Source organism: Glutamicibacter protophormiae, assembly GCF_016894325.1.
Taxonomy (GTDB): Bacteria; Actinomycetota; Actinomycetes; order Actinomycetales; family Micrococcaceae; genus Glutamicibacter; species Glutamicibacter protophormiae.
Genome location: NZ_CP069806.1, coordinates 1,151,858 through 1,166,137 on the forward strand (window position 1 = coordinate 1,151,858; position 14,280 = coordinate 1,166,137).

General features: G+C 68.5%; 11 protein-coding genes. All 11 read left to right on the forward strand.

The genetic code is table 11. The features are described from left to right. Window positions 1-51: 51 nt before the first annotated feature. The 11 genes from JQN66_RS05480 to JQN66_RS05530 all read left to right on the forward strand — a co-directional run bounded on the left by JQN66_RS05480 (window position 52) and on the right by JQN66_RS05530 (window position 14,253). The gene (locus tag JQN66_RS05480) at window positions 52-543 is read left to right on the forward strand and encodes an S-ribosylhomocysteine lyase (RefSeq protein WP_204676965.1); all 492 of its coding nucleotides are present in this window, start codon (window positions 52-54) and stop codon (window positions 541-543) included. A gap of 123 nt (window positions 544-666) precedes the next feature. After that, the gene (locus JQN66_RS05485; RefSeq protein WP_204676966.1) at window positions 667-1,053 is read left to right on the forward strand and encodes a hypothetical protein; all 387 of its coding nucleotides are present in this window, start codon (window positions 667-669) and stop codon (window positions 1,051-1,053) included. 132 nt (window positions 1,054-1,185) lie between these two features. Beyond that, window positions 1,186-2,607, forward strand: coding sequence for a 3' terminal RNA ribose 2'-O-methyltransferase Hen1 (locus tag JQN66_RS05490; RefSeq protein ID WP_204676967.1), 1,422 nt, complete (start codon window positions 1,186-1,188; stop codon window positions 2,605-2,607). Further along, window positions 2,604-5,123: a polynucleotide kinase-phosphatase gene (locus JQN66_RS05495; RefSeq protein ID WP_204676968.1), complete on the forward strand. Its 2,520-nt coding sequence runs from the start codon at window positions 2,604-2,606 to the stop codon at window positions 5,121-5,123. The genes JQN66_RS05490 and JQN66_RS05495 overlap by 4 nt, the downstream gene beginning before the upstream one ends. 167 nt (window positions 5,124-5,290) lie before the next feature. Continuing rightward, complete coding sequence (locus JQN66_RS05500; protein ID WP_204676969.1) at window positions 5,291-7,048, forward strand: FAD-binding protein; 1,758 nt, start codon at window positions 5,291-5,293, stop codon at window positions 7,046-7,048. 16 nt (window positions 7,049-7,064) lie between these two features. Next, window positions 7,065-7,967, forward strand: coding sequence for a LysR family transcriptional regulator (locus JQN66_RS05505; protein ID WP_204676970.1), 903 nt, complete (start codon window positions 7,065-7,067; stop codon window positions 7,965-7,967). Between the two features lie 98 nt (window positions 7,968-8,065). Then, entirely contained in the window at window positions 8,066-9,427 is a 1,362-nt protein-coding gene (locus tag JQN66_RS05510; protein ID WP_204676971.1) for an MFS transporter, read from the forward strand. A gap of 1 nt (window position 9,428) precedes the next feature. Continuing rightward, window positions 9,429-10,295: a shikimate dehydrogenase gene (locus JQN66_RS05515; protein ID WP_204676972.1), complete on the forward strand. Its 867-nt coding sequence runs from the start codon at window positions 9,429-9,431 to the stop codon at window positions 10,293-10,295. A 67-nt stretch (window positions 10,296-10,362) separates the two neighbouring features. Beyond that, the gene (locus JQN66_RS05520; protein WP_204676973.1) at window positions 10,363-11,526 is read left to right on the forward strand and encodes a Gfo/Idh/MocA family protein; all 1,164 of its coding nucleotides are present in this window, start codon (window positions 10,363-10,365) and stop codon (window positions 11,524-11,526) included. A 26-nt stretch (window positions 11,527-11,552) separates the two neighbouring features. Continuing rightward, window positions 11,553-12,383, forward strand: coding sequence for a sugar phosphate isomerase/epimerase family protein (locus JQN66_RS05525; RefSeq protein WP_204676974.1), 831 nt, complete (start codon window positions 11,553-11,555; stop codon window positions 12,381-12,383). 79 nt (window positions 12,384-12,462) lie between these two features. Continuing rightward, complete coding sequence (locus tag JQN66_RS05530; protein ID WP_204676975.1) at window positions 12,463-14,253, forward strand: FAD-dependent oxidoreductase; 1,791 nt, start codon at window positions 12,463-12,465, stop codon at window positions 14,251-14,253. Window positions 14,254-14,280 lie beyond the last annotated feature (27 nt).

Below are 14,280 nucleotides of genomic sequence, written 5' to 3' on the forward strand. Positions count from 1 at the left end.
CCCCATTAACCCTCATCGCGTCATGGCCGAGTGAGCGGATAGACTTTTGCCATGAGTGATATTGAACTTGCAGAAGTTGAGAGCTTCGCGCTGGACCACACCAAGGTCAAGGCGCCCTACGTGCGCAAGATCGGCGTCGAACGCGGACCCAAGGGCGACGCCATTTCCAACTACGATATCCGCTTCGTCCAGCCGAACCACGGGGAGATCCCCACGGCCGGACTGCACACGATCGAGCACACCCTGGCCGGGCTGATCCGCACCCGTTTCGAGGGGCTGATCGACTTCTCGCCGTTCGGCTGCCGCACCGGATTCCACCTGATTGCCTGGGGCGAGCCGACCCCCGAGCAGGTCGCCGCGGCCATCAAGACCTCGCTGGAGGACCTGGTGGAAAAGGTCACCTGGGAAGATGTCCCGGGCACCGAGGCCGTCAGCTGCGGCAACTACCGCGACCACAGCCTGCACTCGGCCAAGGAATGGGCCAAGCTGATCCTGGAGCAGGGCATCAGCTTGGACGCCTTCGACCGCTCCCGCATCGCCTAGCGACAGCATACTCGAAGCAGTGGATCCCGGCCCCGCCCTGGCGCGGCCGGGATTTTTCGCGCCTGCTTGTCGAGATGCGCGTGCTACGCGCGACCCAGCGAATACCTAAGTAGCATGGGTAGCATGGCTGCTATGCGAAAAGTTCTGCCCTCGGCCGCTGTCCTGTCGATCCTCACGCTGGCGGCGGCCGGCTGTGCGAACTTCGATGCGGCGGCGACCTCTCCGGTCAGCGACGTGTGCAGCGCCGCCATCCAAACGCAGAACGAGGCATGGTCCAACCCCGAAACCTCGAACCAGCAGCTGCAGGAAGCGGAACTGCGGGGACTGCAGGACTGCAAGAACATCGACGAGTGGAGCACCGCGGTGTCCTACAACCCCGGTTCCATGGGATACGAGGTGCTGAGCACCGAAGAAGCCGCCAACCTCGTCTACATGTCCTGCGAGAGCGGGGACGCGGAGAACCTGACCCCGGTCTGCGCGGACGCCGCCGGGCGCGGCTACCTGAACTAGCGGGCCCCGCCGCCCGGAATCCCGGCACCCCGGCGGCACACCGGCCGGCCGCATCCCGTGCCGCCGCAGCTTTTCGGTAGGGTTGCATAAAACGCCAAGCCATCATGCAAAAACTTCTGAGAAGGCCGCCACGTGCTATTGACGATTACGCTTGAATCCGCACCCGGGTCGGGGATCGACGCCACCGCCCTGTCGCATCTGCTGCGCAAGCATCCTGCCAAGGTGCAGTCATTCGACCTGCCGGTGGGCCAAGCCCACGTGTTCTACCCCGAATGCACCGCGCAGCGCACCACGGCGGCCCTGCTCATGGAAGTCGACCCGGTGGGGCTGGTGCGCAGCAAGCGCTTCCGCGGCGATGCCGGCGCCCTGGACTACTACGTCAACGACCGCCCCTACGTCGCCTCGAGCCTGATGTCCGTGGCCCTGGGCAAGGTCCTGCGCAGCGCCATGACCGGAACCAGCGAATCCTACCCCCAGCTGGCCGCCGCGCCGCTGCCGCTGCGCATCGAGCTGCCCGCGGTCTCCAGCCGCGGGCTTGCGGGCCGGGACCTGGCGAAGCGGCTGTTCGCGCCGCTGGGCTGGAATGTCGAACAGACGCCCATCGCCCTGGACGGGCAGTACCCCGACTGGGGCGCATCGCAGTACAGCTCGCTGGTGCTCAGCGGCGAAGTCCGACTGGACCTGGCGCTGCGCCAGCTCTACGTCCTGCTGCCGGTGCTGGACGACTCGAAGCACTATTGGGTCAACGACGACGAAGCAGAGAAGCTGGCCCGGCAGGGCGAGGGCTGGCTGGAGGACCATCCGGACCGGGAACTGATCGCCCGCCGCTACCTGGCCCACCAGAAGGACCTGGTGGCGCTCGCGGAATCCCGGATGGACGCGGCGGCGTCCCCGGAATCCGCGGCGCGCGCCAGTGCACCGGAGCCAACCGGAAACGACGCCCAAGTTCCGCTGCGGGTGCAGCGAGCCGTGGATGTCATTGCGGCGCTCAAGGAGCACGGAGCCCACCGCGTGGTGGACCTGGGCTGCGGACCGGGCGCGCTGCTGCGCCGCTTGCAGGCCGACCCGTTCTTCACCCGCATCGTCGGCACCGATGTCTCCACCCGTTCGCTGGAGCAGGCGGCCGCCGCGCTGCGCCTGGATGAGCGCTCGGACGAGCAGCGCGAGCGCATCAGCCTGCTGCACTCTTCCGCGGTCTACCGCGACGCCCGGCTGTCCGGCTACGACGCGGTGGTGCTCATGGAGGTCATCGAACACGTGGACGCCACCCGGCTGCCGGCGCTGCAGGACGCGGTGTTCGCCGCGGCCGCCCCGCGCGTTGTCGTGATGACCACCCCCAACGTCGAATACAACGGCAAATACCCGGACCTTGGCCACGGGTCCCTGCGCCACGACGACCACCGTTTCGAGTGGACGCGCGCTGAATTCCAGGCCTGGGCCCGAGCCGCCGCGGCGGAGTTCGGCTACACCGTCGATTTCCGCGGCATCGGACCGGCGGACAGCGCCGTGGGCGCACCTACCCAGATGGCCGTCTTCCGAAAGGACGCAGCATGAGCGAGTTCTCCATCCCAGAAACCGGGCTGGTGGTGCTGGTCGGCGTCTCCGGATCCGGCAAGTCCAGTTTCGCCGCCAAGCACTTCGGGCGCTTCGAGGTGCTCTCCAGCGACTACTTCCGCGGCCTGGTGGGCAACGACGAAACCGACCAGTCCGTCACCGCCGCGGCCTTCGACGCGCTGCACTACGTGGCCGGCAAGCGCCTGGATGCCGGGCTGCTGACCGTGGTCGATGCCACCAGCGTCCAGCAGTCCGCCCGGCAGAGCCTGATCGAGCTCGCGAGAAGCCACGATGCGCTGGCCACGGCCATTGTCCTGGACGTGCCTGTCGACGTGTGCCTGCAGCGCAACGAAGGCCGCGGCGAACGGCGGGTGCCCAAGGCGGTGATCGACCGCCAGCACCAGCAGCTGCGCCGCTCGCTCAAATCCTTGCGGCGCGAGGGCTTCACCCGGGTCCATGTCCTCTCCAGCCCGCAGGACATCGACGGGACGGCCATCACCCGGCACAAGCTGCTCAATGACTTCCGGGACCAGCACGGCCCGTTCGACGTCATCGGCGACGTGCACGGCTGCCTGGAGGAGCTGGTGCTGCTGCTGGCGAAGCTGGGCTACGATATTGTCCGCGACCGGCAGGGGCGCGCCGTCGACGCCTTCCACCCGAATCGCCGGGCCGTCTTCGTGGGCGACCTGGTGGACCGCGGCCCGGACTCGCCCGGCGTGCTGCGCCTGGTGATGGGCATGGCCGCCGCCGGGCATGCGCTGGCGGTGCCCGGCAACCACGAGGACAAGCTGGTGCGCGCGCTGCGCGGGGCCAAGGTGACCCTGAATCATGGCCTGGACAAGACCCTTGAGCAGTTGGAGGCCGAAGGCCCGGAATTCAAGCGCGAGGTGCAGGACTTCTGCCGTTCCCTGGTCTCGCACCTGGTGCTGGACGACGGCAAACTGGTGGTGGCGCACGCCGGGCTGATTGAGAAGTACCATGGTCGCGCCTCCCAGCGGGTGCGGGCCTTCGCCCTCTACGGGCAGGTCAGCGGGGAAGTGGACGAGTACGGTTTGCCGGTGCGCTATCCCTGGGCCCGGGACTACCGCGGCGACGCGGCGGTGCTCTACGGGCACACGCCGGTCACCGAGGTCGCGTGGATCAACAACACCGCCTGCCTGGACACCGGTTGCGCCTTCGGCGGCCAGCTCAGCGCGCTGCGCTACCCGGAACGGGAAGTTGTCGCGGTGGAGGCGCTGGCGCAGTACGCCGAGCCGATGCGCCCGCTGGAATCCCCGCACGGTCCGCAGCGCGAGCCCGGGGTGCTGTCCATGGAGGATGTCACCGGCCCGCTGCACCTGAAAGCGGGGGAGCGCGGCACCGTGAAGCTCAGCGCCGCCCAAGCGGCCGGGGCGCTGGAAACCATGAGCCGATTCGCCACCGACCCGCGCTGGCTGCGGTACCTGCCGCCCACCATGTCCCCGGCGGACTCCTCGGCCCGCCCCGGATACCTGGAGCATCCGGACGAGGCCTTCGCCTACTTCCGCAAGCTCGGGATCGGCGAGGTCATCTGCGAGGAGAAGCACATGGGGTCGCGCGCGGTGCTGCTGCTGGCCCGCGATCCAGCGCGCTTCGACGCGCCGGCCGGCTGGCTCGGGGCGTTGCATACGCGGACCGGGCGCGAATTCCTGGAGCCGGAAGCGGAACGCGCCCTGCTGCAACGTGCCCATGCGGCTGCGGAGGCTGCCGGGTTGTGGGACGAGCTGGGCTCGGACTGGGTCATCCTGGACGGCGAGCTGCTGCCCTGGTCGCTGAAGGCCGAATCCTTGATCAAGGACACCTACGCCTCGGTCGGGGCCGCCGCGGTGGCCGCAACGTCGGCCGCAGCGGACCTGCTCGAAAGGGCGGCCGGAACCGGGCTGGATCTTGTTGCGCTGCTGGAACGCACCAGGGAACGCAGCGAGAACGCGCAGGCGTTCCGCCAGTCCTACCGGCGCTACGTCGGCGACAAGGAGCAGGTCCGCTTCGCCGCCTTCCAGGTGCTGGCCTCCGAAGGCAGGACCTACGAAACCAGCGACCACGGCTGGCACATGGGCATTGCGCGGAAGCTTGCGGTGCAGGCGCCCGACCTGTTCAAGGACACCGCGTGGATGCGGGTGTCGCTGGACTCCGGGGAATCGACCGCCCAGGCGGTGCAATGGTGGGAAAAGCTGACCGCGTCCGGCGGCGAGGGCATGGTGGTCAAGCCGTGGCTGAATCTCACCCGCGGTGCCAGGGGCTGGGTGCAGCCGGGCATCAAGGTGCGCGGACGGGAGTACCTGCGCATCATCTACGGCGCCGACTACCTGGCGGAAGCGAACCTGCAGCGGCTTAAGCAGCGGGCTACCGACCGGAAGCGTTCTCGGGCCCTGCAGGAGTACCTGTTGGGGCTTGAGGCGCTGCGGATGACCGCTGCGGGGGAACCGCTGTGGAAGGTGCACCAGATGGTGTTCGGTGTGCTCGCCTTGGAATCCGAGCCGCTGGATCCGAGGCTTTGAACGGCTGGCACACGTTCTCGACCTGCGGTCAGGTTTACCCCGCAGCGCATTGAGTAGTTTTGGTACATAATAAATGACCAAAATTGTCGTGGACACTACATTGTTCTGCATCACATAATAAACACCAGACAGACCAACGTCATGTGAACAGTGTTTAGGAGCAAGCGATGCCGCGCCAGAAAAGCGAATGGGACCTCGAATACGATCTGGTGGTTCTCGGAACCGGCGCCGGAGGGCTGGCCGCCACGCTGACCGCCGCGGCGCACGGCGCCAAGGTGCTCACCCTGGAAAAAACGGAATACCTGGGCGGCACCACCGCCTATTCGGCCGGCACCTGTTGGGTGCCCGACAACAAGTTCCAGCGCGAGCAGGGGATTCTGGACGACTACGACAAGGCCGTCCGGTACCTGGACCTGGTTGTGGGGGACAAGGCCCCGCGCGAGGCGCGCCTGGGATACCTGGACGCCGCGCCGAAGATGCTCGACGAGCTCGAGGGCCTGGGGGTCCGCTTCCTGCATTCGCCAGCCGTGGTGGACTACCACTCCGAGCTTCCGGAAACAGGCAAGACCGGCCGCGCGCTGGAACCCGAACCCTTCGACGGGCGCAAGCTCTCGGCCACCGAATTCCGCCGCGTGCGCCGCCCGGTTCCCGAGTTCGCGCTCATGGGCGGAACCCTGATGCTGCGCCGCCCGGATGTCGCCACGCTGCTGAAGCTGTTCAACGGCACGCTCGGCGAGCGCGCCAAGGCCGTGGGCCTGGCCGGAACGCTGGGGCTGCAGTGGGCCCGCGACCGGGTGACCCGCCCGCGCGGCACCCGCCTGGTGATGGGCAACGGACTGGTTGCCTCGCTCTACTACGAATCGCTCAAGCGCGGGGTGGACTTCCGTTTCAGCGCGCACACCACGGAATTGATCCGGGGCAGTGAACGGGTCGAGGGGCTCGTGGTGGTTCACGAGGGCAAAACCCTGAGGGTCCGCGCCCGCCAGGGTGTGGTCCTGGCCGGAGGCGGCTTCTCGCAGAGCCCTGCGTTGCGCGAGCAGTACCTGCCCAAGCCCACCGCGCAGTTCTCCCGCGCGGGGGAGGGTGCAACCGGCGACACCCTGGCGCTCGCCGCCGGCGCGGGGGCCGCCCTGGGCCGGGACAATGAGGAAAACGCGCTGTGGTTCCCGAGCTCCATCGGCCGCCGCGCCGATGGGTCGCAGGTTGTGTTCCCGCATATCTGGGACCGCGCCAAACCCGGCGTGATCGCGGTGGGCAGCGACGGCAAGCGCTTCGTCGACGAGTCCTGCTCCTACCACCGCTTCGTGCGGGCCATGTACGCCACGCAGGGACGGGCGATCCCGGCCTGGCTGATCGTGGATTCGCGCACGCTGGCCAAGTACGGTCTGGGCATGATCACCATGCCTCACCTGCCGCGCAAGGCGCTGCAGCGTTATGTGAAGGACGGCTACCTCTACGAAGCCAAGACGCTGGCCGGTTTGGCCGCGCAGATCGGCGTGGATGCCGCAGGCCTTGGAGAGACCGTGCGGCGCTACAACGGCTTTGCCGAAACCGGCAAGGACGAGGACTTCGGCAAGGGCGAACTGCTCTTCGGCCAGGTGGCCGGCGATCCGGAGCATGCCCCGAACCCGAATGTGGGCCCGGTGGCGCGGGCCCCGTTTTACGCCATGGCATTGGTCCCCACGCCGCTGGCCACTGCCTTCGGCGTGCTCACCACCCCGCAGGCCCAGGCGCTGGACGAGCGCGGCGAAGCCATCGACGGCCTGTACGCCGTGGGCAACGACGCCGCCTCGGTGATGGGCTCGGAATACCCCGGCGCCGGCGTGCAGGTCGGATCCGGACTGGCCTTCGGCTGGGCCGCCGCACGCCACGCCGCCGGCGGCCTGCCGCGCACCGGTACGCTAAAGGAGTTGACGACCGACTAGGGAAAAGCGGGTAGGCATGGAAATCCGGTGGCTTGAGGCATTTATCGCGGTGGCCGAGGAATTGCATTTCGGCAATGCCGCCCTGCGGCTGCGCATGGCGCAGTCGCCGTTGAGCCAGACGATCCGCAAGCTGGAGCGCTCGCTGGGTGCCGACCTGTTTGTGCGCAGCACCCGCTCGGTGGAGCTGACGGCCGCCGGCCATGCCCTGCTGCCGCATGCGCGCCAGGTCATGGAGGAGCTGGCCATCGCCGCCCAGGCGGTGCGGGTGCCCCAGGGCAAGGTCTATGGAAAACTTTCCCTGGGTTTCACCGGCGTGCTCAACCAGCTGGCCCTGCCGCCGATGACCCGCGCGCTACGCAACACCCATCCCGACATCGAACTGACGCTGGTGGGCCGCGTGATGACCCACGATGCGGTGCACCAGCTGGAGGCGGGATCCCTGGATCTGGCGTTCGTCGGCCTGCCGGTCGACTCCACCCGGATCAACTCCCGGCTGCTGGCGCAGGAGGCCTTCGGCATGGTGCTGCCGCAGGAGCACCCGCTGGCGGACAAGGACGGTGTCCAGCTGTCCGCCTTCGCCGACGATTCGTTCATCACCCCGCCGATCTCCGCGGGATCCGCGCTGTACCAGTCGACCATTTACGCCTGCACCGATTCCGGGTTCTATCCCACGGTGTCGCAGGAAATCACCGACCCCTACATGACCATGATGCTCGTGGCGGCAGGGGTCGGTGTCGCGTTCATGCCCGAAGGCATCGCCAACGTGGTGCCTCCGGGCGCCGTTTTCGTCCCGCTGCACGGCAAGCAGTACTACATGAACCACGGCCTGGCCTGGTCCGTGCGCCCCGGCTCGCTGGCCCGCGACGCCTTCCTCGAATTGAGCGAAGAAGTGCTGCCGACCCCCAAATCGATTATGTGATTTCTGCACATAGTCTATGTGTAATTAGGTCGTGGACTTAATAAGTTAGGCGGGTCACACTTGATGATGTTCCTCTCGAAGAGGAGAAAGGACTCATCATGCGATCTGCAACTTCTTCCCCGGATGCCGTCAAGGCTCCAGCCCGTCCACAGGCCCGCCGCGCGGCCGTGTCAGGCTTCCTCGGCAGTGCCCTGGAATACTACGACTTCTTCATTTACGGCTCCGCCGCCGCCCTGGTTTTCTCCCACGTGTTCTTCCCGGCAGGGGGCGCCAACTCGGTGCTCCTGTCGATCTCCACCCTCGGCGTTGCCTATGTGGCCCGCCCGCTGGGCGCGGTGCTCTGGGGGCACCTGGGCGACCGCTTCGGACGCCGCAACACCCTCATGGCTTGCCTGCTGCTCATGGGCATCTCCACCCTGATGATCGGCCTGCTGCCCACCTACGAGCAGATCGGCATCTTCGCCCCGATCCTGCTGGTGGTCCTGCGCCTGTTCCAGGGCCTGTCCGCCGGCGGCGAGTCGCCCGGCGCGGCATCGCTGTCCATGGAGCACGCTCCGGAACGCCGCCGGGCCTTCTTCGCCAGCTTCACCATGAGCGGCGTGATGTTCGGCATCGTGCTGGCCACCGTGGTCTTCATCCCGATCGCCAGCATGCCCGATGAGCAGATGCTCAGCTGGGGCTGGCGCATTCCGTTCTTGGCCAGCGTGGTGCTGACCGTCCTGGCCTTCTTCATCCGCCGCCATTTGGACGAGCCGGAGGCCTTCACCGAGGCCAAGGAGAACAACGAGGTCGTCAAGGTCCCGTTCTTCGAGCTCTTCGCCCGCCACTGGACCTCGGTGATGCGCGTGATGCTCTCCTCGACCTTCGCCATGATCAACACGATCGTGAACGTCTTCGCCCTGGCCTACGCGGTGGAGCACAACGGCATTGAACGCACCACCATGCTCGCGGCCATCGCCGCCGCGAACCTGGCCGCCGTCTTCACCCAGCCCTTCTACGGCTGGCTGGCGGACAAGGTCGGCCGCAAGCCGGTCTTCATTGTCGGAGCGCTGGGCGCCGGGGCCATGGTCTTCGTGTTCTTCAACGCCATCAGCACCGGCAATATCGCGGTTATCTTCATCTCCGCGATCATCCTGATCGGCGTCTTCTACGCGGCCCCGAACTCCACCTACATGGCAGGCTTCCCGGAGCAGTTCCCGGCCAGCGTGCGCTACTCGGGCATGGCCATCGGCCTGATGCTGGGCCTGCTGGTCTCCGGCTTCACCCCGGCCATCGGCACCCTGATGACCTCGGGCGACATCACCAACTGGATGCCGGTCGCCATGATGTGCATGGGCTTCGCCACGCTCTCCGCCATCGCCTTCGCCACCGGCCCGGAGACCTACCGCACCCCGACCGCCGAGCTGGGGCTGAGCAAGCTCCAGGTCAAGGCGCTGCGCGAGATGCAGGGGAAGAAGTAGCATGCACCGCACCGCACACCGCATCGGCCTGATCGGCAACGACCTGGCCGGCTCGCTCTCCCCGGCCCTGCACCAGGCCGAGGCGCACGCGCTGGGCCTGCCCGGCTACAGCTACGAGCGCATCGACCTGGAAGGGCAGTCGGACGTGGACCTGGGGCAGGTGCTGCGCGACGCGCTGGCCCGCGGCTTCACCGGGTTCAACGTCACCCACCCGCACAAGCAGGCCATCATGCCGCACCTGGACCAGATCGCCCCGGACGCCGCCGCGATCGGCGCGGTGAACACCGTGGTGCTCCAGGACGGCAGGCTCATCGGGCACAACACCGACCGCACCGGCTTCCTGGCCGGGCTGCGCCGGGGCCTGGCCCAGGACACGCAGCGCACCACCGTGACCCTCTTCGGAGCCGGCGGCGCCGGCTCCGCGGTCGGCGCGGCGCTGCTCGACTTCGGCGTGGCCGACCTGCGCATCATCGACACCGATGCCGGACGCCTGGCGCAGCTGCGGGAACTGCTCACCGCCTCGCTGGCCGCCGGCCAGCGGGTGGGCACCGGGACCCCGCAGCAGGCCCGGGAATGGATCGGCGCATCCCAGGGGGTGGTGAACGCGACCCCGCTGGGCATGGAAGGCATCGGCGGCACGCCGTTCGACACCTCCTGGCTCTCCGGGGCCCAATGGGTCGCGGACGTGGTCTACCGCCCGGTGGCCACCGAGCTGCTGCGCGATGCCGCGGCACACGGATGCACCACGGTGAAGGGCACGGAAATGCTCATCGAGCAGGCGGCGGACACCTTCGCCCTGCTGGTGGGCACCGCCCCGGACCGCCGGCGCATGCGCAGCTCGCTGGAGCACCTGCTCGCCGCCGTGTAGCCGCTCCCGCACCGGCCGAATTCGGCCGGAACACTCCCGAAGCGAATCGAACCCAAGGACTCACGACATGCCAACACCGCCAAGCTCCGCCGACACCGCCGCACCCCGCACCCTGCGGGTGGGCATCGTGGGCTGCGGCAACATCAGCGCCAACCACCTCGAAGCGTTCCAGGCCCTGGACTCGGTCACCGTGGCCGCGGTCTGCGACGTGGACGGGGCCCGCGCCGCCCAGGTGGCCGCCGAATACTCGGTGGAGCACGCCGTGGATTCGGTGCAGGGCCTGCTGGAACTGGGCCTGGACATCGTCTCGGTGTGCACCCCGCATCCCACCCACCAGCAGGTGGTGCTGCAGGCCGCGGCGGCCGGGGTGCATGTGCTGTGCGAAAAGCCCATCGCGGTGGACGTGCCGGCCGCCGAGCAGATGGTGCAGGCTTGCGCCGAGGCCGGGGTGAAGCTGGGGGTGCTGTTCCAGCGCCGCTTCTGGCCGGCGGCCGCCGAGCTGCGGGCGCAGATCGATTCCGGCGCGCTGGGCACCCCGGTGCTCGGCCAGGTCTCGGTCATGCTGCACCGCGAGCACGAATACTACTCGGCCGCCGACTGGCGCGGCACCTGGGCCGCGGACGGCGGCGGGGTGCTGATGACCCAGGCGATCCACTATCTGGATCTGCTGCAGTGGTACCTCGGCGACGTGGCCCGCGTCCAGGGCGAGGTCAACACCTACAAGCACGGAGAGCACATCGAGGTGGAGGACTCCGCCACCGCGCTGCTGACCTTCGCCAGCGGCGCCATGGCCACCGTCATGGCCAGCACCAGCGCGGACCCGGCGCTGGGTGTGCAGATCCGCATCACCGGTTCCAACGGCGCCAGCGCCGAACTGAGCGAATTCCCCGAGGGCAGCGACGGCCGGTTGACCCTGCGCACCGCGGACCACCGGATCGACGCCAGCGCGGTGCATCCCGCCGGGGTGCCCGCGAACGTGGCACTGGACCAGATCAACGGCGCGCTGAAGGAACACCACCGCGCGCAGATCGCCCAGTTCGTTGCCGCGGTCCGCGAAGACCTGGAACCGGCGGTCACCGGCGAGGAAGCGGTCAAATCCCTGCGCATCCTGCTGGCCGTCTACGAATCCGCGCGGACCGGACGCCCCGTCGACTTCGCTGCGGGGCCCAGCCGGAGCACCGTGGTCCCTCACTCCGTGGCCGACCGGCTCTACACCACCGCCCGCGCCTAGATTCTTTCGACCACCAAGGACACATCATGAACACCACCACCCAGGAACTCGGACTGGCCCAGCTTTCGCTGCTTGACAGCTCCCCGGCCGAATTGGTCCATCTGGCCGCCGACACCGGATTCGACTTCATCGGCGCGCGCGTGCGCCAGGTGACCCCGGAGGAGAAGCCCTACAACCTGCAGCCCGGATCCCCGCTGCTCGCCCAGACCCTGCAAGCGGTCAAGGACACCGGAGTGCGCGTGCACGACATCGAATTCATCCTGCTGGACGGCAGCGGCCAGCGCGAGGCCTGGCTGCAGATGCTGGACGCCGGACAGGCGCTGGGCGCCAAGACGCTGACCGTCGCCGCCTCGGACGCCAACCTGCCGCGGCTGACCGAGAACCTGGGCCGGATGGTCGAGGACGCCCGGAACTTCGGCATCGTGCCGACCCTGGAGGTCATCTCTTACCAGAGCGTGAACTCGCTGGAACTGGCCGGGCAGCTCGCGCAGGCCACCGGCTGCAAGATCGTGGCCGACACCCTGCACCTGAGCCGCATCCAGGCCCAGCCCGGACAGCTGGCGGCCCAGGCGGAACACGTGGCCATGCTGCAGCTGTGCGACGCCGTGGCGCAGCGCCCGCAGACCCGCGAGGGGCTGGTGCTCGAATCGCGCAGCGAGCGAGTGGTGCCCGGTCAGGGAGCCGTGCCGCTGGCCGAATTCGTCGCGGCCTTGCCGGCCGAGCTGCCGCTGAGCGTGGAATCCCCCTCGGATTCCACCGTCGCCCGCATCGGCGCCCGCCGCTGGGCCGAGGAGCTCAAGGCCGGAGCGGAGCAGGTCCTGGCCCGGGCCCGGACCCTGCGCGCCGCCGCCGTATAGCCGGATGCCGGCAGCAAGGCCCGCACCCGGCACGGCAGACCCACTGATGCACGAACTTTCAAGAAACGGATGAATAACCATGAGCACCGCAACCCTTCGAAGCGCAACCGCTGACACCGCCGCCGATGTCGTGGTCGTCGGCTCCGGCGCCGGCGGGCTGTCCGCGGCAGTCGCCGCCGCCTACCACGGACTGAAAGTCGTCGTGGTGGAAAAGGCCGCGGTCTGCGGCGGGGCGACCTCCTACTCCGGCGGCTGGGCGTGGGCCCCGGGCAATCCGCTGGCCAAGGCAGACGGAGTCAACGAAGACCCCGAAGAATTCCGCACCTATCTGCAGCACCGGCTGGGGGAGTACTACAACGCCGAGCGCGTGGACGCCTTCCTGGAAGGAGCCCCGCAGATGGTGGACTTCTTCCACAACCACACCAGCTTGCAGTTCACCCCCGGCGCCCAGATCAAGGACATCTACGGCAACACCCCGGGCGCCGGCACCGGCCACCGCTCGGTGGGCCCGGCCCCCTACGACGCCCGCAAGATCCCGCGCGCGCTGCGCGCCAAGATGCGCCACCAGCTGTACGCCACCAGCTTCCTTGGCATGGGCATCATGGCCGGACCCGACCTGGCGAAATTCCTTTCCGCGTCCACCGGCAGCATCCCGGGCCTCCTCCACGCCGCCAAGCGCGTGAGCACCCACATGCTCTCCCTGGCCGTCTACCGCCGCAACATGCAGCTGGTCAACGGCACCGCGCTGACCGGGCGCCTGATGAAGTCCGCCGACGACCTGGGCGTGGACATCCGCGTGTCCACCTCCGCGGAGGAACTGCTCACCGATGCCACCGGGCGCATCACCGGGGTGAAGGTCGGCAACGGGACCAAGAGCTACACCATCACCGCCGCGCGCGGCGTGGTGCTGGCCACCGGCGGCTTCCCGCAGAACGCCAAGCTGCGCCGGGAGCTGTTCCCCAAGACCCCGACCGGCGAGGAGCACTGGACGCTGACCCCGCCGGAAGCCGACGGCGCCGGGCTGCGCCTGGCCCAGGCGGTGGGCGCCCGCTTCACCACCGACGTCGCCTCCCCGGCGGCCTGGTGCCCGGTCTCGCTGATCCGCTACCCGAACGGCAGCACCGGCACCTTCCCGCACATCATGGACCGCGCCAAGCCCGGCAGCATCGGCGTGCTGCCCAACGGCAAGCGCTTCGTCAACGAGGCCAACGGCTACTACGACTACGTCGCCGGAATGCTCGAATCCACCGAGGAAGGCCAACCGGTGGTCTCCTGGCAGATCGCCGATGCGCGCTACGTGCGCCGCTTCCCGCTGGGCATGGCCAAGCCGCTGCCGGTGCCGCTGACCCCCTACCTGCGCAGCGGATACCTGGTCAAGGGCAACACCCTGGCCGAGCTCGCGGACAAGTGCGGCATCGACCCGGTCCAGCTGGAGAAAACCGTCAAGGACTTCAACGCCAACGCCGACAAGGGCATCGACCCGGACTTCGGACGCGGGGAAACCCCCTTCAACCGCTACGGCGGCGACGCCGGGAACACCCCCAACCCGACCCTCGGCGCCCTGCGCAAGGGGCCGTTCTACGCGGTCAAGGTGGTTCCCGGCAGCTTCGGCACCTTCGCCGGACTGGACGTGGACGCCAAGGCCCGCGTGCTGGACGAGCAGGGCAACGCCCTGCCCGGGCTGTTCGCGGTCGGCAACGACCAGGCCAGCGTCATGGGCGGGCATTACCCGGCCGGCGGCATCAACCTGGGACCGGCGCTGACCTTCGGCTACCTGGTGGGCCGCGACCTGGCCAGCGGCCCGGAAACACGCGCTGGCGCCTCCGCCGCCGAACAGCAGGACCATCCCGCCACCGGCGCCCGCCGCTAAATCGAGAACCGAACAAGGAGCAACAAG

Coding starts and splice junctions, on each gene's coding strand:
- JQN66_RS05525 (WP_204676974.1), top strand. CDS start 11,553: ATGAACACCACCACCCAGGAACTCGGACTGGCCCAGCTTTCGCTGCTT.
- JQN66_RS05530 (WP_204676975.1), top strand. CDS start 12,463: ATGAGCACCGCAACCCTTCGAAGCGCAACCGCTGACACCGCCGCCGAT.
- JQN66_RS05500 (WP_204676969.1), top strand. CDS start 5,291: ATGCCGCGCCAGAAAAGCGAATGGGACCTCGAATACGATCTGGTGGTT.
- JQN66_RS05515 (WP_204676972.1), top strand. CDS start 9,429: ATGCACCGCACCGCACACCGCATCGGCCTGATCGGCAACGACCTGGCC.
- JQN66_RS05495 (WP_204676968.1), top strand. CDS start 2,604: ATGAGCGAGTTCTCCATCCCAGAAACCGGGCTGGTGGTGCTGGTCGGC.
- JQN66_RS05505 (WP_204676970.1), top strand. CDS start 7,065: ATGGAAATCCGGTGGCTTGAGGCATTTATCGCGGTGGCCGAGGAATTG.
- JQN66_RS05520 (WP_204676973.1), top strand. CDS start 10,363: ATGCCAACACCGCCAAGCTCCGCCGACACCGCCGCACCCCGCACCCTG.
- JQN66_RS05510 (WP_204676971.1), top strand. CDS start 8,066: ATGCGATCTGCAACTTCTTCCCCGGATGCCGTCAAGGCTCCAGCCCGT.
- JQN66_RS05480 (WP_204676965.1), top strand. CDS start 52: ATGAGTGATATTGAACTTGCAGAAGTTGAGAGCTTCGCGCTGGACCAC.
- JQN66_RS05485 (WP_204676966.1), top strand. CDS start 667: ATGGCTGCTATGCGAAAAGTTCTGCCCTCGGCCGCTGTCCTGTCGATC.